Below are 24,930 nucleotides of genomic sequence, written 5' to 3'. Positions count from 1 at the left end.
GTGACCCCGGTCGTCCACGCTCAGCCCGGATCGGGTGCCCGGTTCGACTGGGGGCCGACCGGGGCGGCGGAGCTCGGCCGGGTCTGCGCCGTACTGGTGGTGGTGGACGTGCTCTCGTTCACCACCGCCGTGGAGGTGGCGGTCGCCCGGGGGATGCGGGTCCACCCGTTCCCCTGGGGAGAACAGGCGGCCGACTATGCGATGCGGGTCGGCGCGGTGGCCGCGGTGGGTCGCCGGCAGACGAGCACGGAGCACCCGTGGTCGCTCTCCCCGGCGGCCCTGAGTAGCGCGCCGCGCGTCGCCGACCTGGTGCTGCCGTCGCCCAACGGCTCCGCGATCAGCGCCGCCGCCAGCGCCACCGGCCGCCCGGTGGTTGCGGCCTGCCTGCGCAACGCCCGCGCCGTCGGGCGCTGGCTGCGCCGCCACGGGTACGGCGCGGCGGATGTCCCGGTGGGGGTGGTGGCCGCCGGTGAACGCTGGCCGGACGGCACCCTGCGCCCCTCGGTGGAGGACCAGTTGGGCGCGGCCAGCGTGCTGGATGCGATCTCCGGGGCGCCCGGGGGACTTTCGGTGGAGGCGGCGGTGGCGCTCGCCTCCCTGGCCAGCATCCCCGACGTGCCGGCGGCGGTCCGTGGCTGCGTCTCCGGTCGGGAGTTGATCGAGGGCGGCTTCGCCGGTGACGTCGAGGTCGCCGTGCAACGGGACGTCTCGAACGTGGTGCCGGTGCTCCGCCAGGGCGTCTTCTCGGCCGGCTGAACCGGCACGGGCTGCGCCGACTGCGCCGCACCGACACTGCGGCCGAATCGGCTGTGGGCCGCACCGACGCTGTGGGCTGCACCGACGCGCTGCGGGCCGTACCGACTGCGGGCTGTACCGACGCTGCGGGCCGCCCGGATTGTGCAATCCCGGGCGGCCCGCAGTCTTCGTTGTCGTCTCGGTGGGTCAGTCGTCCAACCAGTCGAGGCGGCGTCCGCCGCGCTCCGGAGGCGGGCCGTCCGGGCGGGCCCGTCCGGACGGCGGCTGGTCGCGCCCGGCCGGGGGCTGATCGCGCCCGGCCGGCGGCTGATCGCCGTAGTAGCCGCCCTGCTGGTCGTAACCCTGCTGGTCGTACCCACCGGTGCGCTGCTGGGGCGGTTCCTGGCCGTATCCGCCCGGCGACTGCTCGGCGCCGTAGCCACCGGCCTGGCCGTACCCGCCCTGCGGGGAGCCGTATCCGGGTTGCTGGTCGTAGCCCGCACCCTGCTGGTCGTACCCGGTGGGCTGGTCGTAGCCGCCCTGGTGGGCACCACCGCGCTGGTCGTAACCGCCGTGCTGGCCGCCACCACGTTGGTCGTACCCGCCCTGGTGGGCGCCACCGGCCTGGTGACCGCCGCCAGCCTGGTGACCTCCGGTCGGCTGGTCGTAGCCGCCCTGGTGGGCACCGCTGCCCTGGTGGCCCCCGGTGGGCTGGTCGTAGCCGCCGTGCTGGCCGCCGTAGCCCTGGGCCGCCCCGGCGTCGTAACCGGCCTGCTGCCCGTAGCCGCCGCCCGCATAACCGCCGGTCGGCTCCGTGCCCCGGCCGTAGCCGCCCTGCTCGGGCTGGCCGTAACCGGCCGCGCCGGACTGACCGTACGCGTCCGGCTCCGGCTGATAGGTGCTGGTCGGGTAGGGGTCGGCCGCCGGCGCGTACGAGGTGCTGTCGCCGGTGTAGCGACCGGTGGGCTCGTCGTAGCGTTCGCCGCCGTAACCGCCGGCCGGCTCCTGCGCCGGGTAGCCGGCACCGGCCGTCGCGCCGTAGTCCCGGCCGCCGTAGCCGCTGCCCGAGGCCGGGGCGTCCCCGTAACCGCCACCGGAGGCCAGTGCATTGCCGTAGCCGCCGCCCGAGGCGGGGGCGTCGCCGTAGCCGCCACCGGAGGCCGGTGCGTTTCCGTAGCCACCCGCCGCGCCGGCAGCACCCGCCGCACCGGCTGCGCCATGACCACCGGCTGCGCCGGCTGCGCCGTAGCCACCGGCCGCGCCGGCGGCACCCGCCGCGCCGGCTGCGCCATAACCACCGGCCGCGCCGGCTGCGCCGTAGCCACCGGCCGCGCCGGCGGCACCCGCCGCGCCGGCTGCGCCATAACCACCGGCCGCGCCGGCTGCGCCGTAGCCACCGGCCGCGCCGGCGGCACCCGCCGCGCCGGCTGCGCCATAACCACCGGCCGCGCCGGCTGCGCCGTAGCCACCGGCCGCGCCGGCAGCACCCGCCGCGCTGGCTGCGCCGTAACCGCCACCGGAGGAGGGGGCGGCGCCGTAGCCGCCCTGCTGGCCGTATCCACCCTGACCGGCGGGCTCCTCGCCGTAACCGCCGGCACCGGCCCAGTTGTCCTGTGGCGCGCCGTAGGGCTGGGGCGGAGCGGCGTACGGGTCCGGCGGAACGTCGTCGACGACCGGCCGCTGCAGCATCGTCGGCGCGTCGCTCAGCGCGGAACTGCCGACCATCGTCGGGTCGGGTCCGGCACCGACCCGGTTGACCACCCGGGTCTGGTCGTCGGTGCCACGCGGGCTGCGGGGGCCGGGAACGCCACCCGCCGCGGCGGCACCGGACGGTCCGTCACCGTCGTCGTCGGCGTTCCTGCGACGGATCCAGAGCAGCACGATGGTGCCGACGCCGGCGGCCACCAACAGGCCGCCGAGCAGGATGATCAGGAAGGAGCCGAACCCGCTGTCGTCGTCCTGGGACGCGGCCTGCTGCTGCCCGCCGCTCGGCTCGGTGGTCTGCTCGGTGGTCTCGTCGGTCGTCTCGTCCGCCGGAGTCGGCTCCACCGAGGTCGACGGGGTGACGCTCGGGCTGACCTCGACCTTCAACGCCAGGCTGATCCGCTGGTTGCTCAGGCTCTGCCCGGCACCTGCGCTGATCGACTTGGTGGCGACGATGCCGTCCTTGCTGGCTCCGAGGACCATCGATCCGGGTGCGATCGGGTTCGCACTGGACCCGGTGATCCGGAAGTTGCCGCTGCCGTCGCTGGTGGTGTTGAACTGCTTGCCGGTCGAATCCTCCAGGCCCACCACCGCGTTGGGCACCGCGTCACCGGTGGCCGCCACGACCACCTTGCCGGAGACCGACTTGACCGTCGGCTTGTCCTGCGGCGGGGTGGTCTGCGGCGCGGCCTTGCCCTTGACGGTGAGCTGGAAGGTGGCGGTGGCCGGGTCGGACTGGTCGGGCCGGACCTGGACGGTGACGGTCGTGTTGGCGTCGCCGGCGTTGTCGTTGGCGCGCAGGGTCAGCAGCTGCGACTTCGGCTGGCCGCCGGTGAGGTTGAGCTGGCCGCAGCCGGAGCAGCTCACTCCGGAGGGCAGACCGGTCAGGCTGATCTGTGCGTTCTGGTCACCGTCACCGGGAGTCACCTGGACGGTCACTGTGGTGTCGCTGCCGGCGTTGACGGTCACCGACCCGGGCTGGACGGAGGCGCTGGCTGCCAGGGCAGGTGTGGCGGGGACGGTGAGCAGGGCACCGGCCACCAGCGCTACGACCACACCGGCCCGCTGCGTCCAGGCACGTCGGTGTGTTGACACGTCCACCGCCTTCCGGTCTGACTTCCCCGGCGGGGGCCGGGGATCATCACGGTACGAATACGCCGTCGGCAACTATGCCTTGTCTGACCGGATCGGCGCGACCCAGGGGCCAGCGTGGGCTCCGACGGCCTCAGGTCGTATCGTCCCGTCGTGTCCTCTCCGCACATTAAGTCCGCCGTGGTACTGGCGGCGATGACGGCGCTCGATGAGGGGCGTACGCCCGAACGACCGGTGTACCGGGAGGCGGTCCGTACCCTTCTGACCGTCCTCGCGGAGCGTGCCCCCGGCCGATCGGTGGAGGTGCGTGTCCCACCTTACGGTGCAGTTCAGTGCGTTCCGGGGCCGCGACACACCCGCGGCACCCCGCCGAACGTGGTGGAGATGGCTGCGGACACCTGGTTGGCGCTCGCCACCGGGCGGTTGTCCTGGGCGCAGGCGGTCACGGACGGTCGCGTACAGGTGAGCGGAAACCGGGCGGACCTCTCCGCCCATCTGCCGCTCTAGCTGCGCCGTTCCGTCCCGAGGGGTGACTGGGTGGAGGTGGATCGTGACTTTCTGTATCGACTCGTGTTCGCGTACACTGTCAGGCGACGACAGTGGTCCAGGGCCGAAAGGCGCGGAGCAGCCCCCGGCTCCGCCAGGCCAGTCCAGACCAGCATGAGGGAGCGGCAGTGCCCCGAGGCGATGGCCGGCTGAGCCACGACCTTGACCCCCAGCGACCCGGCCCCCAGGACGCCTGTGGCGTCTTCGGTGTCTGGGCCCCGGGTGAAGAGGTCGCTAACCTCACCTATTTCGGCCTCTACGCACTCCAGCACCGCGGCCAGGAGGCCGCCGGCATCGCGGTGAGCGACGGGTCGGGCGTGGTGGTCTACAAGGATCTGGGCCTGGTGGCCCAGGTGTTCGACGAGCCGACGCTGAAGAGCCTCCGGGGCCATCTGGCGATCGGGCACGCGCGTTACTCCACCACCGGCGGCTCGACCTGGGAGAATGCCCAGCCGACGATCCGTTCGACCACCTCCGGCATCACCATCGCCCTGGCGCACAACGGCAACCTGGTCAACACCGCCGAGCTGCAGAAGGAGGTCGCCGAGCGCGGCCTGCTCGACGACGGGGCCACCAACGACACCTCACTGGTGACCATGCTGTTGGCCAGCCGCCCCGACCTGTCGGTGGAGGCTGCCGCGCTGGAGGTGCTGCCACAGCTGCGGGGCGCGTTCAGCTTCGTCTTCATGGACGAGTCGACCCTCTACGCCGCCCGCGACCCGCACGGCGTGCGCCCGCTGGTGCTCGGCCGGCTGGAGCGGGGCTGGGTGGTGGCCAGCGAGACCGCCGCGTTGGACATCGTCGGCGCGAGCGTGGTACGTGAGGTCGAGCCGGGCGAGTTGATCGCGATCGACGAGGAGGGGCTGCGGTCCAGCCGGTTCGCCGCGCCGGAGCCCAAGGGCTGTCTCTTCGAGTACGTCTACATCGCCCGCCCGGACGCCACCATCGCCGGCCGCAACGTGCACGCCGCCCGGGTGCAGATCGGCCGGCAACTCGCCAAGGAGCACCCGGTCGAGGCCGACCTGGTGATCCCGGTGCCCGAGTCGGGCACGCCGGCCGCCATCGGTTACGCCGAGGCGTCCGGCATCACCTACGGCGCCGGCCTGATGAAGAACCCGTACGTCGGGCGCACCTTCATCCAGCCGTCGCAGACCCTCCGTCAGCTCGGCGTACGACTCAAGCTGAATCCGCTGCGGGAGAACGTGCGGGGCAAGCGGCTGGTCGTGGTCGACGACTCGATCGTGCGGGGCAACACCCAGCGGGCGATCGTCCGGATGCTCCGCGAGGCGGGGGCGCTGGAGGTGCACGTCCGGATCTCCTCCCCGCCGGTCAACTGGCCGTGCTTCTACGGCATCGACTTCGCCACCCGGGCCGAACTCCTGGCCAACGGGCTGGACAACGAGGGCATCCGGCGGTCGATCGGCGCCGACACCCTCGGTTACGTCTCGCTCCCCGGTCTCATCGCCGCGACCGAACAACCCCGCAGCCGGCTCTGCCGGGCCTGCTTCGACGGGGAGTACCCGATCGACCTGCCGGCCGGGAACCTGATCGGCAAGCACGTGCTCGAAGGGGTGGGCCGGCGGGTCGCCGACGCCCCCGACGCTCCGGAGCACCACACACCGCTCGTCGCCACTCCGGGCGGCGCGACCGCCCACCGCCCGTAGTACACCGGGGTCGCCCGGCCACCGTCGGCGCGGCACCGAGAACCACAAAGGGGAGAACCGTGACCTACGTGTCCGAGCGCAGCGGCGCAGGAAGTAGCCCGAGCGGCGCCGGTGGCGACCGCCAGCCCTGGACGGCGGGTACCGGCCGCACCACCCGCAAACGCTCGGTCTCGTACGCCGACGCCGGGGTGTCGATCGAGGCGGGCGACCGGGCGGTCGAGCTGCTCAAGTCGAAGGTGAAGGAGACCCGGCGGCCGGAGGTCATGGGCGACCTGGGCGGCTTCGCCGGGCTCTTCCGGTTGGACACCAAGAAATACAAGAACCCGATCCTGGCGTCCTCCACGGACGGGGTGGGCACCAAGCTGGTCATCGCCCAGCAGCTCGACATCCACGACACGATCGGCATCGACCTGGTCGCGATGGTCGTCGACGACCTGGTGGCCTGCGGTGCCGAGCCGCTGTTCCTGCTCGACTACATCGCCACCGGCGAGGTCGTGCCGGACCGGGTCGCCGAGATCGGCGCCGGTATCGCCGACGGCTGCCGGTACGCCGGCTGCGCGCTGCTCGGCGGCGAGACCGCCGAGCACCCGGGCGTGCTGCGCCCCGACGAGTACGACGTCTCCGCCACCGGGGTCGGGGTGGTCGAGGAGAGCGAGATCCTCAGCCCGGACCGGGTCGAGGTGGGCGACGTGGTGATCGCGATGCGCTCGTCCGGCCTGCACTCCAACGGCTACTCGCTGGTCCGGCACGTGCTGCTGGGTGCCGGCCGGATGCGACTGGACGTGGTGATCGACGACTTCGGTCGGCAGCGCACCCTCGGCGAGGAGCTGCTCACCCCGACCAAGATCTACGCGCAGGACTGCCTGAAGTTGATCACCGAGGCGGAGGTGCGCTCGATCGCCCACGTCACCGGCGGCGGCATCCCCGGCAACCTGGTCCGGGTGCTGCCCGAACACGTCGACGCGGTGGTCAACCGGGCGACCTGGAAGCCGCAGCCGATCTTCGACCTGATCCAGTCCAAGGGCCGGATCGAGGACTCGGACATGGAGTCGACGTTCAACATGGGCGTCGGCATGTTCGCCATCGTCTCCGCCGAGGACGCCGACCGCGCGCTGGCCACCCTCGCCGGCCGGGGCGTGGACGCCTGGCAGGCCGGCGAGATCATCGAGGGCACCGGTCACGTCCAGATGGTCGGCCAGCACACCCGGGGCTGATCACCTTGCGCTGATCGGCCGAGCATCTGATCGGGGGTTCACCCGAGCGGCCGTCGCCGCCTAGCCTGAAGGACACTTCGGGCAAGCGGGAGGAGGGTCGATGACTGCTCGTGTCCGGTCCGTGACGGGTATGCGGGGCGTCGCGGCGGTCCCGTCGTACGTGGTGATGCAGCCGACGACGCTGTGCAACCTGGACTGTGCGTACTGCTATCTGCCGCACCGGGCGGCCGACCGGCGGATGCCGGTGGCGGTGGCCGAGGCGGTCGCCACCGCGGTGGCCCCCTGGGCGGCGCAGGGCCGGTTCTCGGTGGTCTGGCACGGCGGGGAGCCGCTCGCCGCCGGGCGGGAGCACCTGGCCGCGCTGATCGCCCCGTTCCCCGCCGGGGTGGAGCACCACGTGCAGACCAACGCCACGTTGATCGACGACGCCTGGTGCGCGTTCTTCGTCGCGCACGGGGTGCGGGTCAGTGTGAGCGTGGACGGTCCGCCCGATCGCAACGGCGACCGGGTGACCCGGGCGGGCCGGCCGGCGTACGACCGGATCGTCCGGGGGATCGCCGCGTTGCGCCGGCACGGCCTGCCGTTCTCGGCGCTGGCGGTGGTGAGCCGGCCGACGCCGGGACTCGCCACCGAGTTGTACGACTACTTCCTCGACCTGGGTTGTGACGTGCTCGGCCTGAACATCGAGGAGACCGAGGGGGTCAACACCCGCAGCAACGCGCACGACGCGGCGACGGTGACCGCGTTCTGGGCCGAGCTGGTGGCGGCCTGGCGGCGGACGCCCCGGGTGCACCTGCGGGAGGTGGAGTGGTCACTGCGGTACGCGGCGGCGGTGCTGACCGGTGCGGAGGGCGACCTGCTGCCCCGGCAGCTCGACCCCATCCCGACGATCGGCCACGACGGGTCGGTGACCGTGCTCTCCCCGGAGCTGGCCGGCTTCACCGACGCCCGGTACGGCGACTTCAGCAGCGGTAACGTGCTGGCGACCCCGCTGGCCGAGATCCTGGCCGGCGCGGCGGGCACGGACTGGGTGGGCGAGTTCCTCACCGGTGTGGAGGCGTGCCGGTCGTCCTGCGCGTACTTCGGCTTCTGCGGCGGCGGGCACGCGGCCAACCGCTACTTCGAACAGGGACGGTTCGACGGTACGGAGACCGAGCACTGCCGCAACAGCAAGATCCGCCTATTGGAGGGAGTGTTGGAGCATGCCCGAGACCACGAGTCACCGGCCGCCTGAGCGCGGCGGGGCAGGCACGGACCAGGTCGCCGACCGGGTGCGGGAGGCCGCTGGGGAACTCTCCGCCCTGCTCCACGAGGCCGATGCCGCGCGTCGTTCCCGGGCGGAGGCGCCGGGCGGGGAGGGTGCCGGCGCGGTCTGCGCCTGGAACCACTTCGAGAACATCCCGACCTTCTACAACTGGAACAACCGACCGCGCTGAGCGCAGCGACCACGGATCGCCGCACCGCCCTGAGCGGTGGCCGCCGGGATCAGGGGCCGCGCCGACCGGCCGGAGCGTGCTCCGGGACGGCGGGGTCCCTGATCGTCGGTGCTAGCGTCGCTCTGGTCGGGCACATGCGTGAGCACGCGGAGAGTTGCCGCGTGCTCAATGTGACCGGAGGTCAGCGGGTCGGAGGAGCCCAGGGGTCTGGGTCGTCGTCCGCATGATCCTCGTCGTCGTCGTCGACATACTCTTTGTAGTCGTCGTCGAAGTGCTGCTCAGACTTCCCACCAGCGCTCGCCAGTTCGCGCTGCAAGGCGGTGAGGTCGGTGTTCGGGGAGTGGTACTTCAACTCCCGGGCCACCTTTGTCTGCTTGGCCTTAGCACGGCCGCGCCCCATGGCTCGACCCCCTCGCACAGAATGCGGGGCAGCCCGAAGGCGGGCCCCGATGACGTCAGGCATCTCTCGTGGCTCTTACGGTACATGGGGATGCCACCGTTCGGCACCTCGGGTTACCGTCTGCCGGCCCTGCGCGTCGCAGTCACCCGACCGTCACTGATTGTACCGGGTAAGGGGTAATCGCCGGAGCCGCCCGTGACACCGGTCAAACCACCGGGAAAGCCGCGTAAGCCCATGCTATCGCGCGGGTGTTCCGGCCCGGGTCGCGGACCGCACGATCGACGGGGCGGGTCCCGGGCCCGGCCTACCGCCGCACCCGGGACGCCCGCTCACCGCAGGTGGATGGTGCGCAGCCGGCCCACGTCGGCCATCCGGCGCTCGGCCAGCCGGTCCGCGGCCACCGCCGGCGGCACCCCCTCGTCGTCGGCCAGCCGGAGGATCTGCCGGGTGGTGTCGTAGATCCGGGTGGCCCGCAGCTTGGCCCGGTCGAAGTTGAAGCCCTCGATCTCGTCCGCGACCTGGATCACACCCCCGGCGTTCACCACGTAGTCGGGGGCGTACAGGACACCCCGGTCGGCGAGCAGCTTCTCGATGCCCGGGTGGGCGAGCTGGTTGTTGGCCGCTCCGGCGACCACCCTGGCCCGCAGCGCCGGCACGGTGTCGTCGTTCAGGGCCCCGCCCAGGGCGCACGGGGCGTACACGTCGATGTCGGCGGCGACCAGCGCCGAGGCGTCGGCGACCAGGGTGACCCCGGGGTGGTTGGTCCGCGCCCACTCCAGCGCCCTCGGGTCGACGTCGGTCGCCACCACCTCGGCCCCGTCGTCGACCAGGTGGCCGGTCAGGTGTCGGCCGACCTTGCCGAGCCCGGCCACCCCGACCCGACGTCCGCGCAGGCTCGGGGTGCCCCACACGTGCTCGACAGCGGCCCGCATGCCCTGGAAGACCCCCCAGGCGGTGAGGACCGAGGAGTCGCCCGCGCCGCCGTGCTCCACGCTGCGGCCGGTGACGTAGCGGGTCTCCCGCGCGATCACGTCCATGTCCGCCACGACGGTGCCCACGTCGCAGGCGGTGTAGTAGCGCCCGGCCAGGGACTGCACGAACCGGCCGTACGCGCGCAGCAGCGCCTCGCTCTTGACCTGGTCCGGATCGCCCCAGATGACCGCCTTGCCGCCGCCCAGGTCCAGCCCGGCCAGGGCGTTCTTGTACGCCATTCCCCGGGACAGGTCCAGCACGTCCGCCAGCGCCGCCTCCTCGCTGGCGTACGGGTAGCACCGGGTGCCGCCGAGGGCGGGGCCCAGCGCGGTCGAGTAGATGCCGATGATCGCCTTGAGGCCGCTCTGCGTGTCCTGACAGAAGACGACCTGCTCGTGACCGGTTGATCCGGGGTCGTCGGTGCTCGCGAATACGCCCATGGTTCGCTCCTGTGTCGGTGTGCGCCCTCGTGGGACGCGGCCCTGGTCGGCTGCCGGCGGGGATGGTGCCGGCCCTGGCCAGCCTAATATCGGTCGGAGACCGCGCTGTCGTCCACCGCAGGCCGTCGGGCCCCCGGCGACCGCCGGCCGACCCGGGTCCGGCACGACGGCAGCGGCACCGGCGCGGGGTTTCGTGGGAGGATCGCGCGGTGCCGTCGCTCTTCGCTTCTTACCTGCGCGTGTACGAGCCGCTGACCGCCTTCGACCGGGACCGTCAGTCGTACTGGCGACGCTACGTGCGGGAGGGGCGGGCGGTGGCCCCGCTGGAGGGGCCGGGCCGGCAACGGACCTCGGTCATCGCGGCGCTCGGCGCGGGCTGGACCCGGCTGCCCGACCTGCCCGACGAGGCGTACGTGCTGGAGATCGACGACGCGCTGCTGGTCTGCCCGTGGAACCTGCGGGTCCGGGTCGCCGAGGCGGCGCTGAGCGCCCGGGAAGGGGTGCCGTCGGTGATCGCCGACGCGTTCGTCCCGCCGGTCCTGGCCGGGCAGGCCAAGTCGGTGGTGGAGGACTGGCGCAGCGGCGCGCGGGTGCTGGAGCACGGGGTGCCCCGGCTGCACGAACAGATCGCCACCTGGGGCGTACCGCTGCGGTGGTTCGTGCTCTTCGAGGCGGGCGAGCGGGAGCTGGTCACCCGGCCGGGGCGGCGGGCGGTGCGCTACCGGACCGAGATCTCCAAGGCCCGGCGACGGGCCTCCCGGGCGTTGTCGGTGCTGAAGAAGTCGATCGGCGAGGCGCCGATCACCGAGGCGGTGGAGGAGGCCGCCCGGTGGTTGGAGGAGTTCCACCCGCGCTCGGTGGTCGAGCTGGACTACGGCGGACTGGTGCAGTTGCTCTCGGATGAGACGCTGGCGGCGGACGACTCGCCGGAACTGGTGGCGACCGGCCTGGCCGGGCTCTCCCGGGGCGAGGCGGACGAGGCGTCGGCGGCGTACGACCGGTTGGTGGCGAGGTGGCGGGCGATCCAGCTGTTGGAGCGGTGCAATTAGCCCCAAAACGCCCAGCAATAGTGTCAAATATGAGTCACTCTCGTAATTGACGCATCACGAACCGTGATCATGAGTCCGAATAAGGTACTTTCTGCCGTGTAAAAGTCAGATAAATCGGGCATGGTTCATCCGTCCGTCTAGGGACCTTCGGCCGTTCGGCCCATGTCGGACATCGGGGACTAGCCGGACCATGGGAGACGCGTCGGCCGGCGGGACCCCGGCCGATGTCTATCCATGTGGAGGAGTGACCGATGGCATCGCGAACGCACGAACCAGAGCCGCTACTCACGCCGGCCGAGGTGGCGTCGATGTTCCGTGTCGACCCGAAGACGGTGACCCGGTGGGCCAAGGCGGGGAAGCTCAGCGCGATCCGAACCCTGGGCGGACACCGTCGGTACCGTGAGTCGGAGGTGCGGGCGTTGCTACAGGGACAGATCCCCCAGCAGCGCCAGGGGGACTGACCCGGTCAGAACGTTTCGACCTCAGGGGCGGGCGGACGTCGCGGCAAGCGGCGACCGACCGCCCCTGAGTCATGTCGGCGACCGGCCGTGACTCCCGGTCGACCCGACACCGACCCCGGTCGTGATCCGGCCCGACCGGTCGGACCGCCCGGCCCGCCCGGTCACCGGCCGGCGGACGGGTCGTCGGCCGGACCGACGGTCATCCTCCGACGGTGACCCGGATGCCGATGGTGCCCGCCTCGCCCCGGCGCAGCCGGCTGCCGAGCAGGGTCAGCCGGCCCAACAGCCGGTACTTGCGCTTGAGCAGGTCGCGCACCCGGTTGCTCTCCTGCGGCCCGCAGAGCACCGCGTGGCCCGGCACCGCCTCGCCCAGCGGACGGCCGCGCACGTCGCAGGGGGCCACCGTCACCGTGCCGTCCCGCCTGATCCGCTTGACCTTGCCCGAGTCGGCCACCGTCCAGATCGCCAGGGTGTCGTCGTCACGGACCGCCCAGACCGGGGTGGACACCGCACGACCGTCCTTGCGGAACGTCGTCAGCAGGACGTACTTCTCCGCCGTCAGGCGGTCCAGGTCGGTCACGCCGCCCAGGATACGGCGAGCGGCCCCGGATAACGTGCACGTCGTGACCGGAGAACCTCGGCTGGGCGACGTGTTCGGAGAACTGCTGCGCGACGCGTACGCGGTGCACACCGGGATCGGCCCCCGGCCGCTGGTCGGCGGGCGGCTGCCCCGGCCGGTCATCGAGATCATCGAGCGGGACGACGGGCTGGTCAACGGGGCCCCCGCCGCGCACTACCTGGACGGCCCGGAGCACTGGCAGCCGTACGACCACCGGGCCGTGGAGCGGACCCGGGGGGCCACCCTGGACGTCGGCGTGGGTGGCGGCCGGATCGCGCTGGTGCTCCAGGAACGCGGGATGCCGGTCACCGGGCTGGACACCTCACCGGGGGCGCTGCGGGTCAGCCGGCACCGGGGGGTCCGCGACCTCGTCCTCGGCACCGTCGACGAGCACGTCGCCGCCGGCCGGCGCTACGACACGTTCCTGCTGCTCGGCAACAACCTGGGGCTGATCGAGGGACGGGAACGGGCGCCGGGGTTCCTCGCCGCGCTCGCCGCCCTGGCCCGCCCCGGCGCGCAGGTCATCGCGCACGGCACCGACCCGTACGGCACCACGGACCCGGTGCACACCGGCTATCACGAGCGGAACCGGCAGCGGGGTCGGTTGGGCGGGCAACTACGGCTCCGGTTGCGTTACCGCGAACTCGGCACCGAATGGTTCGACTACCTGGTCTGCTCCGCCGAGGAGCTGGCCGGACTGGTCCGGGGGACCCCGTGGCGACTGACCGACGTGGACGACCGCGACGCCCCGTACTATCTGGCCACCCTGCGGCTGGCCGGTTGAGCGGGGGCCCGGCCAGGGCCCCCGCACCCCGGATCAGACCTGGACGGTCGGGGGGAGCGGCTCCGGGGGGAGACCGCCGTCGCCGTCGACCACCTCGTCCGGGGTGCCGTCCTCGTCGATGTCAACCATGGTGATGTCGACCTTGCCGTCGCCGTCGGTGTCGAACTGGAACAGGTCCGCCCGGCCGTCGCCGTCGGTGTCCACCACCCACACGTCGGTCTTGCCGTCGTTGTTGGTGTCGGCGCGGAGCAGGTCGACGCGCTCGTTGCCGCGCGTCTCCACGATCGCCGTGCCGTCGGTGGTGCCGCTGCCGTCCACGGTCTCCGGTGCCTGGCTCATGTCGACTGGTTCCTTCCTTTGACGTTGGCCCGTCTGTACCCGGTGCGGCGATCCCCCACGCATGCCGCCGGGAACGGTGCTGCATAGGGTCGCACCCATGAGCGAGCGAAGCGAGCGGCAGGGCGTGCCGGAGACCCCGTACGCCACCGTGCGCAGTGAGGGAGCGTCCATGAGTCGTCTTGTCGTCGTCGGGGCCGGCACGATGGGGCTCGGCATCGCCTACGTGGCGGCCGGCGCGGGCTACGCCGTCGAGTTGGTGGAGGTGGACCGGGGTCGGGCCGAGGCTGCCGCCGTCCGCCTCGACGAGCTGTGCGCCCGGGCGGTGCAGCGGGGGAAGCTCGGTGCCGACGAGGCCGCCGCGCAGCGGGCCCGGATCACCCTGCGTGGCGCGCTCGCCGAGGTCGCCCCGGCACCGGAGGTGATCGTCGAGGCGGTGCCGGAACGACCGGAGCTGAAGCGGTCGGTGCTCGCCGAGGCGGAGCGGCTGCACCCGGCGCTGCTGGGCAGCAACACCTCCAGCATCCCCATCGGCGAGCTGGCCGAGGGCCTGGCCCGGCCGGAGTCCTTCCTCGGGCTGCACTTCTTCAACCCGGTCTGGGCGATGGCCCTGCTGGAGGTCGTGGTCGGCGCGGCCACCGCACCGGAGACCACCGCGGCGGCCGTCGCCCTCGCCGGCCGGTTGGGCAAGGACCCCGTCGTGGTACGCGACCTGCCCGGCTTCGCCACCTCCCGGCTCGGGGTGACCCTCGGCCTGGAAGCGATCCGGATGGTGGCCGACGGGGTGGCCGACCCCGCCGACGTGGACAAGGCGATGGTGCTCGGCTACCGGCACCCGGTCGGCCCGTTGGAGCTGACCGACCTGGTCGGGCTGGACGTGCGGCTGGACATCGCCCGTACCCTTCAGGCCGCCTACGGTGACCGGTTCGCGCCGCCGCCGCTGCTGGTGGAGATGGTCGCCGCCGGCAAGCTCGGCAAGAAGTCCGGCCAGGGCTTCTACGCGTGGAAGGAGGGTCGGCGGCAATGAGCGGACTTCGGGTGGAGGAGCTGCCCGACCGGGTGGTGGTGACGCTGGACCGGCCGGAGAAGCGCAACGCCATCGACGCCGACCTGATCGGCGCGCTGCACGACGTGTGTGCGGCACTGGAGGCCCGGCCCCGGCTGCTGCTGCTCACCGGCGGCGCGGACGGCCTCTTCGCCGGTGGGGCCGACATCGGTCAGCTGCGGGAGCGGGGTCGGCTGGACGCCCTCGCCGCGATCAACTCGGCGGCCTTCGCCCGGCTCCGGGCCCTGCCGATGCCGAGCGTGGCCGCCGTGGACGGCCCCGCGCTGGGCGGCGGGGCGGAGCTGGCGTACGCCTGCGACCTGCGGGTGTGCACTTCCCGGGCGGTCTTCGGTCAGCCGGAGGTGCGGTTGGGCATCCTGGCCGGCGCCGGGGCGACCCACCGGTTGCCGGCGCTGATCGGCGAGGGGCGGGCCAAGGAACTGCTCTTCACCGGCCGGCGGGTCGACGCCGACGAGGCGCTGCGGATCGGTCTGGTGAACCGGGTGGTGGCGGAGCCGGCGGAGTTGCTGCCCACCGCGCACGGGCTGCTCGACGAGATGGCCGAGGGTTCGGCGCTGGCGCTGCGGCTGACCAAACTCGCGGTGGACGCCCCGGCCGCCGCCCACCCGCAGCTGGACCTGGTCAGTCAGGCGGTGCTCTTCGAGGACGAGGAGAAGCACCGCCGGATGACCGATTTCCTGGAACGCCGCCGACCCCGCTGAACCGGCGGTGGGGCAGCACCGGAGCCGGTGCTGCCCCACCGATGTGTCGGCGTCAGTGGCGGATCGGTACGCCCGCGTCGGCCAGCGCCTTGATCAGCCCGGCGGACTCACCGAAGCCGATGACCAGCACGGCCTCCGGGCGGTAGCCCTTGATGTCGCCGGCCAGGTTGCCGAAGTCGACCGGCGGGGCCTTGGCGTCGGCCGGCGGGTCGTAGGTGAACAGCTTCACCCGGTCGTTGCCGAAGCCGGCCCGCTCCAGCTCGGCCCGGACGGTCTCCTGGAGGCCCTCGCCGTACGAGTCCTTGCGGGCCACCACCACGATCTTGTGCGGGCCGTCGCGCAGGATCACGTCGGCCAGGGCCCGACCCTGGAGGCTGTCCGGCGGGGCGGTCCGGAAGTAGAGGCCCTTGTCGTCGGCCTGGCTCAACCCGGAGTCGGTGTTGGACGGGGAGAAGAGGATCTTCCCCGCCGCCACCACGTCCGGCAGCACCGCGCTGGAGATGCCGGACGCGGCGGCCCCGATGATGACGTGGACCTTGTCCTTGACGTGCGAGGCCACGGTGGCCTTGGCGACGGCCGGGTTGGTGCCGTCGTCGCCGTCGATCCAGACCACCGGATCGCCGAGCACCCCACCGGCGGCGTTGATCTCCTTGAGCGCCAGTGCCACGCCGGCCGCCAGCGGTGGGTTCGCCAGGGCCAGGTCGCCGGTCTTGGGCAGCAGACCGCCGAGGATCAGTGGGGAGCCGTCGCTGCTGTCGTTGCGCCCGCCCCGCTGCTTCTTCGGCTTGGGGGCGGCCTTGGTGCTCACCCCGGACTCGTCCCCGGCGCCGACGAACTCGGTCTTCGCGTCGTTGATCTTCTGGTTGTCGAAGTGCAGGGTCGCGTAGCTGGCGGTGGCCGGCTCCCCGATGTCGGTGAAGCCCGCGCGGGTCAGCGACTGGCCGCGGTACTCGATGTCCTGGGCGTCCCGGGCCAGGGGCAGGCAGCTCGCCGCGTCGGTGCAGCGCTGACCGTTGGTGGTCACCCCGACGATCTGCTTGGCGATGTCGGCCGGATCGGTGCTGCCGGCCAGCTGGGCGGCCAGCGCACTGATCATGACCGCGTCGTACGACTCCGCCGCGTACAGGTAGTCGGTCAACTTCGGGTCGACGGAGCGTAGCCGCTGCTTGAAGTCGTCGGTGAGCGGCGTGAGCGGGGTGGTGCCCTTCATGCCGTCGACGAGATCGGCCCGGTCCTTCAGCTCGGCGGCGAAGGAGTTGAGCATGTTGCCGTCGGTGCCGTACAGGCGTACCTGCGGGGTGGCCGCCTCCTCGGGCTTGTCGGTCGTCCCGCAGGCGCTGATCACGAGCAGGAACGACGCGCAGGCCGCCAGGATGGCCGGGCGCGGGCCGCGTGTAACGAGCATGGTCGTCCTTCCTCCGGCGCAGGTCCGGTGCGCACCATAGCGTGCCGACGACAACCGTGGGACCAGGGAGGCTGCCCTGGTCGCCGGCCCGACAGCAGACCTCACGGTGTGTCACGTCGTCTCAGCAGGTGGTCACCATCTCGGCGCTCTGTTCGCTTGACCTGGCGTCCTACTGTGCCGCAGGTGACCGACGTACCGGATCAGACGCTGGCCGACGCTACCGCCGTACTCCACTCGGCGCTGTCCGGAGACGGCGCCGCGGTGGTCGGCACATTCGACGCGGTGGTGGACCGGTCCGGCCTCGCCGGGGCGTACACGGTCGCCTGGACCCTGGCCGCCACCATGGTCGGCGACCCGCCACCGGGCGCCTGCGCGCTGGACTTCCCGGGCATCGACGACGCGGGGTACGACACCCGCTGGGTGGCCCGCTTCGTCAGCGCGTACGCCAACCACGACGCCGACACCGGCGAGGCGCTGTTCGGGGCGGCGGTCGCCGACGGGCAGCTGCCGGACTGCCTGCTCACCCTCGCCGGCTCGACCGTGGCCACCCTGCGCAGCCGGGCCGGCTGACGGCGCGACGCCCGGTGCGGACGCCGCGCCGGCCGGCTCAGTACGCGTGGTACGCCACCAGCGGCTCGTACTCGTAGCGCAGGTTGGTGAAGCGGACCTTGAAGTTCGCGCCGTCGCGCACGTTGGTGGCGACGGTGATCCAGTCCGACTTCGCCGGCAGGTAGGTCAGGTAGTTGCAGCTGTTGGTCTTGTCGATGAAGACCACGCACGCCTCGGTGCCGAACGCGCTGCTGTTCTTGACGTTGACGTCCTTGCACCGGGCGCTCGCCTTGTACGGGCCGGCGTCCCCGCCCCATCCGCCGGCCTGGAAGTAGGACCGGACCGCCCCGCCGTAGCAGGTGGCGGCCGACGCGGAGAGGTTGGTCTCCGGGGCGGCCTGGGCGGGTGCGCCGTGCCAGAGCAGGGGCAGGGTGGCGGCGAGTGCGGCCAGGCGAGCGGTCCGGGATGCCATGGTGGTGCCTCCAGGGAGAGGGGCGGACCCTGAGTCGTGGACAGGGTGCGGTGAGTGGCGATGATATCTGTCGATCTCTGATCCCGCTGTGACAGACCCATGAACCTTCTGTGGTACCAGTGACGCATGTCCGAGGCGATGCTCAGCAAGGTGCGCAAGCTGTTGGCCCAGGCAGAGGACGCCGCCTGCACCCCCGCCGAGGCGGCCGCCTTCACCGCCAAGGCCACCGAGTTGATCGCCCGGTACGGCGTCGACCGCGCCCTGCTGGCCGCCCGCGACCCCACCACCGACCCGGTCGGCGACCGGGTGGTCGACGTCGTCGCCCCGTACGCCCGGGACAAGGCCGGGCTGCTCGCGGCGGTGGCCGACCCGCTGCGCTGCCGCTGCGTACGACGACCGGCCGGCAGCGGATTCGCGCTGCACCTGTTCGGCTTCGCCAGTGACCTGGAGCGGGTCGACCTGCTCTTCACCTCACTGCTGGTGCAGGCCGCACACGGACTCGCCGGCACCGTGGTCCCGCCCGGCGAGCATCCGGCGGCGTTCCGGCGGTCCTGGTTGGCCGGCTTCGCCCGGGTGATCTCCGACCGGCTGCGGGTCGCCGAGGCGGACGCGGTGGCGCAGCGGGACACCTCGTCGGTCGCGCTGGTGCTGGCCGACCGCTCCGACCGGGTGGCCCGCCGGGTCACCGAGGTCTATCCCCGGCTGCGGACCACGCCCATCCGCCGGCTCGCCGGCTCCGGGTTCGGCGCGGGGGCGGCAGCCGGCCACCGGGCGGACCTCGGTGGCACCGACGCGGTGGACGCCCCGACCACCCGGGCGCACCGCGGACTCCCGACGCGGTGAACGCCCCCGACCGCCCGGTGGGGTCAGTGCGGGCCCGGGGCGGTGCCGGTGAGGGTGGCGAGATAGCGGCCGAGCAGCTCGTGCCAGCCGGCCGTCAACGCCTCGCGGTAGCCCTCGGCGGCCTCACCGTGCCGGTCGAAATGCCGGTGCTCCAGCTCGATGCGGGTGTGCCCCGACTCGTCCGGCAGGAACAGCACCTCCACCTCGCTGGCGCGGGCCGGATCGGGCACCGGGAGCCGGTCGGGGCCGAGCTGCCAGGTGAAGACGAGCCGCCGCGGCGGGTCCCAGGTGAGCACCCGGCCCCAGTCGCCCCGGAAGCCGTACGGGCCGATCTCATAGAGCATGCCGCCGGCCCGGGGCTCCATCCCCAGCTCGGCAAGCGCCGCCGGCCCGGACCAGGTGTATTCGCGTACCCACCAGTCGGCCAACGAGCCGGTGAAGACCGCGAACGCCTGCTCCGCGGTGGCGGGGACGAGGAGCGTGGAGCGCAGCGAGTACCGGTCGACGTCCTGCTGGACGTCCTCCGGATTCGCATTCTCCTGTCCCATAGGCCCGGACCATACCGGCTGATGAGGCGCTCTGCAGCCTCGCGTACTGGCCCGTTCCGGACAATGGACCCAGGCCACCGGAGACGGAACCACCGTCCGGCCCGGCCGGTCGGGAGAACTCCGGTGAAACGGTCCCGGGGGGAGCCGGATACGCGAAAACGGTGACCGCGTTTCCGCAGGTCACCGTCTTCTGTAGCCCGGCGAAAGGCTATGTGGCCAGGGGCGGGGTCGAACCGCCGACCTTCCGATTTTCAGTCGGACGCTCGTACCAACTGAGCTACCTGGCCTGGTGCCTCGGGACATGTTACCCGGAGGGCGGGGTCTCCGCCGACAGGGTGATGCGTCCCGATACGCAGAACGCCGCGCAATGGTGCACGCGGCGTCGGCGCTGGCGGTCCTGACGGGACTTGAACCCGCGACCTCCGCCTTGACAGGGCGGCGAGCACTCCAACTGCTCCACAGGACCTTGCTGGTGTTGCCTCCGGCCAGGCCGGACCGTGCCCCCAACGGGATTCGAACCCGTGCTACCGCCTTGAAAGGGCGGCGTCCTGGGCCGCTAGACGATGAGGGCGGCCCCGCCATCATTGCACACTCGCAACTTCAAGCGGACTTGCTCCCATCCGGCCCCGCCGGAGGCATGAGAAGCATATGTCATGCCCCGGCGGTCGGCCAAACCGGTATGCCCGGCGGGGCGCGGCCGGACAAAGCAGCAGCTCAGCGAGGTGGCGCGATCCCGAAACGGCGCTTCAGGTCGCCGATGACGTGCGGAACGGCGCCCACTGTGCGGCTCCGGTCACCCCCGCCGTCGTGCATCAGCACCACCGCGCCGGGGCGGGCGGCACCCTCGACCCGTCCGGTGATGACGCCGGCGGTGGGCTTCGCCCAGTCCTGGGGGTCGACGGTCCAGTGCAGCGCACGCATGCCGAGCTCCTTGGCCACCGCCACCACCTCCGGCGTCCACCGGCCGCCGGGCTGACGGTAGAACGGCACCTTCGCGCCCGGGACGGCCTTGGTGATGGCCTGGTTGGTGCGGACCAGGTCGGCCCGGATCTCGGCGACCGGCCGGCGGCCCAGGTCGACGTCGTGGTGCCAGCTGTGGTTGCAGAGCTGGTGCCCTTCCCGGACGATCCGGGCCACCAGCTCCGGGTGCTTGCGGACCTGGGTGCCGACCACGCAGAACGTCGCCTTCACCTTGGCCGCCCGGAGCTGGTTGAGCACCCTCGGCGTCCAGGTCGGGTCGGGGCCGTCGTCGAAGGTCAACGCCACCGCGCGTACCCCGGTCGCCTTCCGCAACCCGGCGGGGAGCGTCTTCGGCTTGGGCCGCAGCCGGGGTTTCGGCTTGCTGGTCGGCGGCGGTGTCGCGGCCGGGGTGCGGGTCGGCTCGGGCGCGGAGGTCGTCGGGACGGGCGCGGCGGCCGGCCGGACGTGCCGGGGCTGATCGCCACAACCGGCGACCAGCAGGAGCAGACCCAGGGCAACCGCCAGGACGGGGCGTGAACGCATCGTCACTCCGGGGGGGTGGGGGTACGCGGACGGCCCCGACGGTAGTTCACGAAAGCGAAATATGTCAGGCCCGGTCGGCCCCGGTCGACTGGTCCAACGAATCCCGGACGGCCAGCGCGAGTGACACCGCCTCGGCCAGATCGACCGGCCGGACCACCCCGGCGGGCAGCGTGTCGGCCCGCCACCCCGGCCCGGCGGCGAGCACCAGCAGCGGCCGGCGGGGCACCGCGAGCAGGGCGGAGAGCTGCCCCGGATCGGCGGTGAGACGGGTGTGCGACCAGACCACCACGGCCGCCGGCCCGGTCCGGTTGACCGCCTCGACCAGTGCCGCCACCGGCACCCGGGCACCGAGCATCCGGTATGCCACCCCCGCCTCGGCCAGCGCCGCGGCCAGCGCCTCCAGGGGCAGGGTGTGCTGCTCCTCGTCGGCGCAGGAGAGCAGGATGCGGGCCGGCCCGGCGGCCCGGCCGGAGTGGGCGACGGCGGCGAACGCCTCGGAGACACACCGGGACATCAGGTGTTCCACGTCGATCAGGCCGGCGGTCGCCACGTACCGCTCACCGATGCCGGCCAGCACCGGGCGGAGCAGCCCCTCCCAGGTGGCGATCACCCCGTCGGTGGCCAGCGCGTGCGAGATCGTGTCGCCGATCACCGCCGCGTCCAGCCGCATGGCGGCGCGGGCCAGTCCCCGGGCCGCCGGTCCGGCCCGGCCGACCGGGATGGTCTGCCCGCCGCCGTCCCGGCCGGTCCTGGCCGGCAGCCGCACCGCGACACCGGGACTCTGTTTCGCCCAGCGGGCCGCCTCCGCCGGGGTGACCCCCTCGGCGGTGAGTTTCCGCATGATCTCCAGGCGGGCCAGGTCAGCCGGCGTGTAGCGCCGGTGGTGACCGGGAATGTGCTGGCTGGGGCCGAGGCCGTAGCGCTGGTGCCAGGTACGCAGGGTGGTGACCGCCACACCCAGCCGGCGTGCCACGGCCCCCGCGCTCAGCGGCTCATCGACCACCCGACCGCTCCGACACGTCGTCCACCCGGCGGCCGGACGGGGTGGCGGACCCGGCGGCGTGGGCGCCGGGGGGAGTGGTGGGACCGGCGGTGGCAGTGGCGAGGGTGGGGTCAGCGGTGGGACCGGTCGGGGTCGGGCGGAGCAGGCGGCTCAGCACTCCGCCGAGCCAGGGCGCGTAGCTGCGCGGGTCGGTGTCGATCTCGGCCATCGCCCTGGTCGGATCGGCCCAGCGCAGCTCGGACACCTCGTCCGGGTCCGGCAGCAGGGTGAGCCCGGTCGGCACGTCGGCCCGGAGCACGTGGTCGTACTCGAACTCGACCCGACCGGTGGTCGGGTCCTCGGCGTAGTAGAGGTAGACACCGACCTCGGTCAGCGACACCGGCCCGGCGCCCAACTCCTCGGTGAGCCGGCGGTTGGCCGCCTCCGCCAGCGACTCGCCCGGCAGCGGGTGCCCGCAGCACGAGTTGGCCCAGCGCAGCGGGAACCGGGTCTTGACCGGGGCCCGCTGTTGCAGGAGGACCCGGCCGTCCGGGTCGACCAGCAGCACCGAGAAGGCCCGGTGCAGCCGTCCGGGTGCCTGGTGGGCGGCGGCGACGGTGGCCTCACCGAGCACCCGGCCGGTGTCGTCGACCAGCTCGACGAGGTGACCCTCCCGGGACTTCACGCGGTCACCGCCCCGCGCCGGTGATGCGGTTGGCGGCGAGCTTGCCGGAGATCAGCACCATCGGCACGCCCACACCGGGCTGGGTGCCGGAACCGGTGAAGACCACGTTGGGCAGGCTCCGGTGCAGGTTGGACGGGCGGAACGGCCCGGTCTGGAAGAGGGTGTGCGCGGCGGCGAACGGCGTACCGGCAGCCATTCCCTGCTCCTCCCACTCGGCGGGGGTGATCGTACGCAACACCTCGATGCCGGCGCCGAACCCGACGTACCCGCGCTCCTCCAGCGTGGCGACGAGCTGGTCGGCGTAGCGCCGGCTCAGGTCGCCCCGCCAGTCGAACGGGGCCCGGTCGAGGTTGGGCACCGGGGCCAGCACGTAGTAGGTGTGCCGCCCGTCCGGGGCGACCGACGGGTCGGTCCGGCTCGGGTTGGTGACCAGCAGCGACGGGTCGCTCATCAGCTCACCGCGCCCGATCACCTCGTCGAAGGTGCCCTTCCAGGCCCGCCCGAAGTGGATGTTGTGATGAGCGATCTTCCCATACCCCTGCGTCGATCCGATGTGCAGGACCACGCAGGACGGCGAGTAGGTCAGCTTGCGCTGCCGGCCCCCGGGCAGCAGGTCACGGTAGGCGACCGGCAGGTCCGGGTTGAGCACCACCACGTCGGCCGGGACCAGCTCGCCGTCGGCGGTCACCACCCCGGTGGCCCGGCCGTTGGCGGTCTCCACCCGGGTGACCGTGGTGTCGTACCGGATCTGCACGCCGTGCTTCTCGGCCGCGCCGGCCATCCCCCGGGAGACCGCGTGGATGCCGCCGCGCGGGAAGTAGACCCCGGCCACCGAGTCGAGGTACGCGATGACGCTGTAGATGGCCAGCGCGTCGTGCGGCGAGAGCCCGGCGTACATCGCCTGGAAGGAGAAGATCCGCTGGGTGCGGGGGTCGGAGAAGAACTGGTTGATCTTTGTCTGGAGCCGCCGGAACGCCCCGCTGGCGAGCAGTTTCAGCAGGTTGCCGGTGAGCAGGTCGGTCGGGGCGTCCAGGTTGCGGTCGATGAAGTCGGCCCGCTCCCAGTTCCACAGGTTGCGGGCGTAGTCGACGAACCGCAGGTAGCCGTCGGCCTCCCGGGGGCCGCAGACCCGGGAGATCTCGGCCGCCATCCGGGTGGTGTCGGTGATCACGTCCAGCGTGGAGCCGTCCGGGTAGTAGGCCCGGTAGGCGGGGTCGATCGGGGTCAGGTCGAGCCAGTCGGACAGCTCCTCGCCGACCGCACCGAGCGCCTCGGCGATCAGGTCGGGCATGGTGAGCACGGTCGGGCCGGTGTCGAACTCGTACCCGTCGACGCTGAGCCGACCGGCCCGTCCGCCGGGCACCGGTTCGCGTTCCAGCACGGTCACCTGTCGGCCGCTGCCGGCCAGGTGCAGCGCGCACGCCAGCCCGCCCAGGCCCGCGCCGACGACCACCACCCGGTCCGTACGTCCCGTCACGGTACGCACGCGACCACCTCCTTCACGAAGTTGCCCATCATGCCCGCCGCGTGGTGGCGGCGGTGGCGAGACCGGTCAGCGCGGTGCGCGCCGTCTCGTCGATCGACGCGGTCCCCAGCGCGGCGAGCGCGTCGGCGACCCGGTCGGAGATCATGTGCTCGACCCGGCCGACCGCGCCGGTGTCGGCGACGATGTCGGCCAGCCGGGCCACCTCGCGGACGCCGACGGCGGTGCCGGCCCGCTCCAACGCCCGCCGCTGGCCACCGGTGGCGAGCTGACGGGCGAGCATCAGCAGCACGGTCGGCTTGCCGGTGCGCAGGTCGTCGCCGGCCGGCTTGCCGGTCGCCGCCGGGTCGCCGTAGACGCCGAGCAGGTCGTCGCGGAGTTGGAACGCCTCGCCCACCGCCAGCCCGTAGCGGGTGTACGCGGCGATCAGCGGCGCGTCGGGCGCGATGCCGGCCAGGCTGGCGCCGAAGAGCAGCGGACGCTGGACGGTGTAGCTGGCCGTCTTGTAGCGGGCCACCCGCAGCGCCTGGTCCACCGACCAGTTCGCCGCGTCGTTCTCGCCGAGCACGTCGAGGTACTGCCCGGCGATGGTCTCGATGCGCATCTGGTCGTAGCAGCGCCGCACCTCCAGCAGCCGGGCGGGCGGCACGGTGGCGTGGGCGAGCAGCCGGTCCGCCCAGACGAGGCAGAGGTCGCCGATGAGAACGGCAACCGACTCACCGAACCGGCTCGGGTCACCGGTGTGTCCGGCGGTGACGTGCCGGGCGGCGGCGGCCCGGTGCACGGTGGGCAGGCCACGGCGGGTGTCCGAGGCGTCCATCACGTCGTCGTGCACCAGGGCGAAGGTGTGCAGCAGCTCCAGGGCGGCCAGCGCGGGTAGCACGGTGGGCAGCGGCGCGTCGCCGCCCACCACGCCCCGCCAGCCCCAGTAGGCGAAGGTCGGGCGGACCCGCTTGCCGCCGGCCAGCACGGACTCGCGTGCCGTCGCGGCGAAGCCGCCCATCGCTGCGTCGATCTCGGTCAGTGCGTCGACTTCGCGGGTGAGGAACGCCGACAACGTGTCGTCGACGTCGTTGACCAGGTCACGGGCGAAAGCGACAAGTACGCCGTGGACCGGATCGTCCGTCGCTCCCGGCTGTGCCGGCGCGACGCGGAGCGCATTACCCGCAACTGCGTCGTTGGCCATGGGGGCGAGCGTACCCTAGGGTTACGAGTTGCGTCGATTGCTGCGTCGAATCAGA

At 72.7% G+C, this 24,930-nt stretch carries 26 protein-coding genes and 3 tRNA genes; 13 read left to right on the top strand and 16 right to left on the bottom strand.

The annotated features are described in order from the left end of the window. Nucleotides 1-756, top strand: a complete 756-nt coding sequence (locus GA0070216_RS27515) for a 2-phosphosulfolactate phosphatase (RefSeq protein WP_176739160.1) — start codon at nucleotides 1-3, stop codon at nucleotides 754-756. A gap of 186 nt (nucleotides 757-942) precedes the next feature. Here the strand turns inward: GA0070216_RS27515 and GA0070216_RS27510 are convergent, their stop codons facing one another. Beyond that, entirely contained in the window at nucleotides 943-3,534 is a 2,592-nt protein-coding gene (locus GA0070216_RS27510; protein ID WP_091252112.1) for a carboxypeptidase-like regulatory domain-containing protein, read from the bottom strand. 192 nt (nucleotides 3,535-3,726) lie between these two features. Between GA0070216_RS27510 and GA0070216_RS27505 the strand changes: the two genes are divergently transcribed. The 5 genes from GA0070216_RS27505 (at nucleotide 3,727) to amcA (ending at nucleotide 8,391) form a co-directional block, all read left to right on the top strand. Continuing rightward, entirely contained in the window at nucleotides 3,727-4,038 is a 312-nt protein-coding gene (locus GA0070216_RS27505) for a sterol carrier family protein (RefSeq protein ID WP_425413203.1), read from the top strand. A gap of 167 nt (nucleotides 4,039-4,205) precedes the next feature. Then, nucleotides 4,206-5,741: an amidophosphoribosyltransferase gene (gene purF, locus GA0070216_RS27500; protein ID WP_091252109.1), complete on the top strand. Its 1,536-nt coding sequence runs from the start codon at nucleotides 4,206-4,208 to the stop codon at nucleotides 5,739-5,741. A gap of 59 nt (nucleotides 5,742-5,800) precedes the next feature. Continuing rightward, nucleotides 5,801-6,955 (top strand): phosphoribosylformylglycinamidine cyclo-ligase, encoded by a 1,155-nt coding sequence (purM, locus tag GA0070216_RS27495; RefSeq protein WP_091252106.1) that lies wholly within the window; start codon nucleotides 5,801-5,803, stop codon nucleotides 6,953-6,955. A 130-nt stretch (nucleotides 6,956-7,085) separates the two neighbouring features. Then, the gene (gene amcB, locus GA0070216_RS27490; RefSeq protein WP_342670808.1) at nucleotides 7,086-8,189 is read left to right on the top strand and encodes a cyclophane-forming radical SAM peptide maturase AmcB; all 1,104 of its coding nucleotides are present in this window, start codon (nucleotides 7,086-7,088) and stop codon (nucleotides 8,187-8,189) included. Continuing rightward, complete coding sequence (gene amcA, locus GA0070216_RS27485) at nucleotides 8,158-8,391, top strand: multiple cyclophane-containing RiPP AmcA (protein ID WP_091252099.1); 234 nt, start codon at nucleotides 8,158-8,160, stop codon at nucleotides 8,389-8,391. Before amcB ends, amcA begins: the two co-directional genes overlap by 32 nt. A gap of 181 nt (nucleotides 8,392-8,572) precedes the next feature. Here the strand turns inward: amcA and GA0070216_RS27480 are convergent, their stop codons facing one another. Beyond that, nucleotides 8,573-8,791 carry a DUF3073 domain-containing protein gene (locus tag GA0070216_RS27480; protein WP_091252097.1) on the bottom strand — a complete coding sequence of 73 codons (219 nt, stop codon included), beginning with the start codon at nucleotides 8,789-8,791 and terminating at the stop codon, nucleotides 8,573-8,575. 329 nt (nucleotides 8,792-9,120) lie between these two features. Further along, on the bottom strand, nucleotides 9,121-10,203 hold the full coding sequence (locus GA0070216_RS27475; protein WP_091252095.1) for a Glu/Leu/Phe/Val family dehydrogenase: 1,083 nt from the start codon (nucleotides 10,201-10,203) through the stop codon (nucleotides 9,121-9,123). 209 nt (nucleotides 10,204-10,412) lie between these two features. Here GA0070216_RS27475 and GA0070216_RS27470 point away from each other — a divergent pair, with 209 nt between their 5' ends. Continuing rightward, nucleotides 10,413-11,252, top strand: coding sequence for a DUF8083 family protein (locus GA0070216_RS27470; RefSeq protein ID WP_091252093.1), 840 nt, complete (start codon nucleotides 10,413-10,415; stop codon nucleotides 11,250-11,252). A 251-nt stretch (nucleotides 11,253-11,503) separates the two neighbouring features. Continuing rightward, a complete protein-coding gene (locus GA0070216_RS27465; RefSeq protein ID WP_007073996.1) occupies nucleotides 11,504-11,713 on the top strand; it encodes a BldC family transcriptional regulator in 210 nt (69 codons plus the stop codon). A gap of 199 nt (nucleotides 11,714-11,912) precedes the next feature. Here GA0070216_RS27465 and GA0070216_RS27460 read toward each other — a convergent pair whose 3' ends face one another. After that, nucleotides 11,913-12,293, bottom strand: a complete 381-nt coding sequence (locus GA0070216_RS27460; RefSeq protein WP_091252091.1) for a PPOX class F420-dependent oxidoreductase — start codon at nucleotides 12,291-12,293, stop codon at nucleotides 11,913-11,915. A 43-nt stretch (nucleotides 12,294-12,336) separates the two neighbouring features. Here GA0070216_RS27460 and GA0070216_RS27455 point away from each other — a divergent pair, with 43 nt between their 5' ends. Further along, the gene (locus tag GA0070216_RS27455) at nucleotides 12,337-13,116 is read left to right on the top strand and encodes a class I SAM-dependent methyltransferase (RefSeq protein WP_091252277.1); all 780 of its coding nucleotides are present in this window, start codon (nucleotides 12,337-12,339) and stop codon (nucleotides 13,114-13,116) included. A gap of 33 nt (nucleotides 13,117-13,149) precedes the next feature. Here GA0070216_RS27455 and GA0070216_RS27450 read toward each other — a convergent pair whose 3' ends face one another. After that, entirely contained in the window at nucleotides 13,150-13,455 is a 306-nt protein-coding gene (locus GA0070216_RS27450; RefSeq protein WP_091252088.1) for a hypothetical protein, read from the bottom strand. 169 nt (nucleotides 13,456-13,624) lie between these two features. Between GA0070216_RS27450 and GA0070216_RS27445 the strand changes: the two genes are divergently transcribed. Further along, nucleotides 13,625-14,479, top strand: coding sequence for a 3-hydroxyacyl-CoA dehydrogenase family protein (locus GA0070216_RS27445; protein WP_091252275.1), 855 nt, complete (start codon nucleotides 13,625-13,627; stop codon nucleotides 14,477-14,479). Further along, nucleotides 14,476-15,219, top strand: a complete 744-nt coding sequence (locus GA0070216_RS27440; protein ID WP_091252085.1) for an enoyl-CoA hydratase/isomerase family protein — start codon at nucleotides 14,476-14,478, stop codon at nucleotides 15,217-15,219. Before GA0070216_RS27445 ends, GA0070216_RS27440 begins: the two co-directional genes overlap by 4 nt. A gap of 52 nt (nucleotides 15,220-15,271) precedes the next feature. Here GA0070216_RS27440 and GA0070216_RS27435 read toward each other — a convergent pair whose 3' ends face one another. Then, nucleotides 15,272-16,624, bottom strand: a complete 1,353-nt coding sequence (locus GA0070216_RS27435) for an ABC transporter substrate-binding protein (RefSeq protein ID WP_091252082.1) — start codon at nucleotides 16,622-16,624, stop codon at nucleotides 15,272-15,274. A 183-nt stretch (nucleotides 16,625-16,807) separates the two neighbouring features. Between GA0070216_RS27435 and GA0070216_RS27430 the strand changes: the two genes are divergently transcribed. Beyond that, the gene (locus tag GA0070216_RS27430; RefSeq protein ID WP_091252273.1) at nucleotides 16,808-17,194 is read left to right on the top strand and encodes a hypothetical protein; all 387 of its coding nucleotides are present in this window, start codon (nucleotides 16,808-16,810) and stop codon (nucleotides 17,192-17,194) included. A gap of 37 nt (nucleotides 17,195-17,231) precedes the next feature. Here the strand turns inward: GA0070216_RS27430 and GA0070216_RS27425 are convergent, their stop codons facing one another. Beyond that, nucleotides 17,232-17,645 (bottom strand): hypothetical protein, encoded by a 414-nt coding sequence (locus GA0070216_RS27425; protein ID WP_091252079.1) that lies wholly within the window; start codon nucleotides 17,643-17,645, stop codon nucleotides 17,232-17,234. Between the two features lie 126 nt (nucleotides 17,646-17,771). Between GA0070216_RS27425 and GA0070216_RS27420 the strand changes: the two genes are divergently transcribed. Further along, the gene (locus tag GA0070216_RS27420) at nucleotides 17,772-18,488 is read left to right on the top strand and encodes a DUF2786 domain-containing protein (RefSeq protein ID WP_091252077.1); all 717 of its coding nucleotides are present in this window, start codon (nucleotides 17,772-17,774) and stop codon (nucleotides 18,486-18,488) included. Nucleotides 18,489-18,511: 23 nt separating this feature from the next. Here GA0070216_RS27420 and GA0070216_RS27415 read toward each other — a convergent pair whose 3' ends face one another. From GA0070216_RS27415 to GA0070216_RS27375, 9 genes are all read right to left on the bottom strand, one after another. Beyond that, nucleotides 18,512-19,036: an SRPBCC family protein gene (locus tag GA0070216_RS27415; protein ID WP_091252075.1), complete on the bottom strand. Its 525-nt coding sequence runs from the start codon at nucleotides 19,034-19,036 to the stop codon at nucleotides 18,512-18,514. A gap of 213 nt (nucleotides 19,037-19,249) precedes the next feature. Next, nucleotides 19,250-19,323: transfer RNA gene (locus GA0070216_RS27410), tRNA-Phe, on the bottom strand. Nucleotides 19,324-19,425: 102 nt separating this feature from the next. Further along, nucleotides 19,426-19,502, bottom strand: a tRNA-Asp gene (locus GA0070216_RS27405). Nucleotides 19,503-19,534: 32 nt separating this feature from the next. After that, nucleotides 19,535-19,607: transfer RNA gene (locus GA0070216_RS27400), tRNA-Glu, on the bottom strand. Nucleotides 19,608-19,750: 143 nt separating this feature from the next. Further along, on the bottom strand, nucleotides 19,751-20,539 hold the full coding sequence (locus tag GA0070216_RS27395) for a polysaccharide deacetylase family protein (protein ID WP_091252271.1): 789 nt from the start codon (nucleotides 20,537-20,539) through the stop codon (nucleotides 19,751-19,753). 64 nt (nucleotides 20,540-20,603) lie between these two features. After that, nucleotides 20,604-21,542 carry a MerR family transcriptional regulator gene (locus tag GA0070216_RS27390; RefSeq protein ID WP_091252073.1) on the bottom strand — a complete coding sequence of 313 codons (939 nt, stop codon included), beginning with the start codon at nucleotides 21,540-21,542 and terminating at the stop codon, nucleotides 20,604-20,606. Then, on the bottom strand, nucleotides 21,532-22,206 hold the full coding sequence (gene idi, locus GA0070216_RS27385; protein WP_091252071.1) for an isopentenyl-diphosphate Delta-isomerase: 675 nt from the start codon (nucleotides 22,204-22,206) through the stop codon (nucleotides 21,532-21,534). The genes GA0070216_RS27390 and idi overlap by 11 nt, the downstream gene beginning before the upstream one ends. Nucleotides 22,207-22,210: 4 nt before the next feature. Beyond that, the gene (gene crtI, locus GA0070216_RS27380) at nucleotides 22,211-23,692 is read right to left on the bottom strand and encodes a phytoene desaturase family protein (RefSeq protein WP_091252069.1); all 1,482 of its coding nucleotides are present in this window, start codon (nucleotides 23,690-23,692) and stop codon (nucleotides 22,211-22,213) included. 28 nt (nucleotides 23,693-23,720) lie between these two features. Next, the gene (locus tag GA0070216_RS27375; protein WP_091252067.1) at nucleotides 23,721-24,875 is read right to left on the bottom strand and encodes a polyprenyl synthetase family protein; all 1,155 of its coding nucleotides are present in this window, start codon (nucleotides 24,873-24,875) and stop codon (nucleotides 23,721-23,723) included. Between the last annotated feature and the right edge of the window lie 55 nt (nucleotides 24,876-24,930).

The sequence above is a fragment of the Micromonospora matsumotoense genome (assembly GCF_900091525.1).
Taxonomy (GTDB): domain Bacteria; phylum Actinomycetota; class Actinomycetes; order Mycobacteriales; family Micromonosporaceae; genus Micromonospora; species Micromonospora matsumotoensis.
This window is presented reverse-complemented; position numbering and strand designations above follow the sequence as displayed.

Coding starts and splice junctions, on each gene's coding strand:
- GA0070216_RS27505 (WP_425413203.1), top strand. CDS start 3,727: ATGACGGCGCTCGATGAGGGGCGTACGCCCGAACGACCGGTGTACCGG.
- amcB (WP_342670808.1), top strand. CDS start 7,086: ATGCGGGGCGTCGCGGCGGTCCCGTCGTACGTGGTGATGCAGCCGACG.
- amcA (WP_091252099.1), top strand. CDS start 8,158: ATGCCCGAGACCACGAGTCACCGGCCGCCTGAGCGCGGCGGGGCAGGC.
- GA0070216_RS27480 (WP_091252097.1), bottom strand. CDS start 8,791: ATGGGGCGCGGCCGTGCTAAGGCCAAGCAGACAAAGGTGGCCCGGGAG.
- GA0070216_RS27475 (WP_091252095.1), bottom strand. CDS start 10,203: ATGGGCGTATTCGCGAGCACCGACGACCCCGGATCAACCGGTCACGAG.
- GA0070216_RS27465 (WP_007073996.1), top strand. CDS start 11,504: ATGGCATCGCGAACGCACGAACCAGAGCCGCTACTCACGCCGGCCGAG.
- GA0070216_RS27450 (WP_091252088.1), bottom strand. CDS start 13,455: ATGAGCCAGGCACCGGAGACCGTGGACGGCAGCGGCACCACCGACGGC.
- GA0070216_RS27445 (WP_091252275.1), top strand. CDS start 13,625: ATGAGTCGTCTTGTCGTCGTCGGGGCCGGCACGATGGGGCTCGGCATC.
- GA0070216_RS27440 (WP_091252085.1), top strand. CDS start 14,476: ATGAGCGGACTTCGGGTGGAGGAGCTGCCCGACCGGGTGGTGGTGACG.
- GA0070216_RS27435 (WP_091252082.1), bottom strand. CDS start 16,624: ATGCTCGTTACACGCGGCCCGCGCCCGGCCATCCTGGCGGCCTGCGCG.
- GA0070216_RS27425 (WP_091252079.1), bottom strand. CDS start 17,645: ATGGCATCCCGGACCGCTCGCCTGGCCGCACTCGCCGCCACCCTGCCC.
- GA0070216_RS27420 (WP_091252077.1), top strand. CDS start 17,772: ATGTCCGAGGCGATGCTCAGCAAGGTGCGCAAGCTGTTGGCCCAGGCA.
- GA0070216_RS27415 (WP_091252075.1), bottom strand. CDS start 19,036: ATGGGACAGGAGAATGCGAATCCGGAGGACGTCCAGCAGGACGTCGAC.
- GA0070216_RS27395 (WP_091252271.1), bottom strand. CDS start 20,539: ATGCGTTCACGCCCCGTCCTGGCGGTTGCCCTGGGTCTGCTCCTGCTG.
- GA0070216_RS27375 (WP_091252067.1), bottom strand. CDS start 24,875: ATGGCCAACGACGCAGTTGCGGGTAATGCGCTCCGCGTCGCGCCGGCA.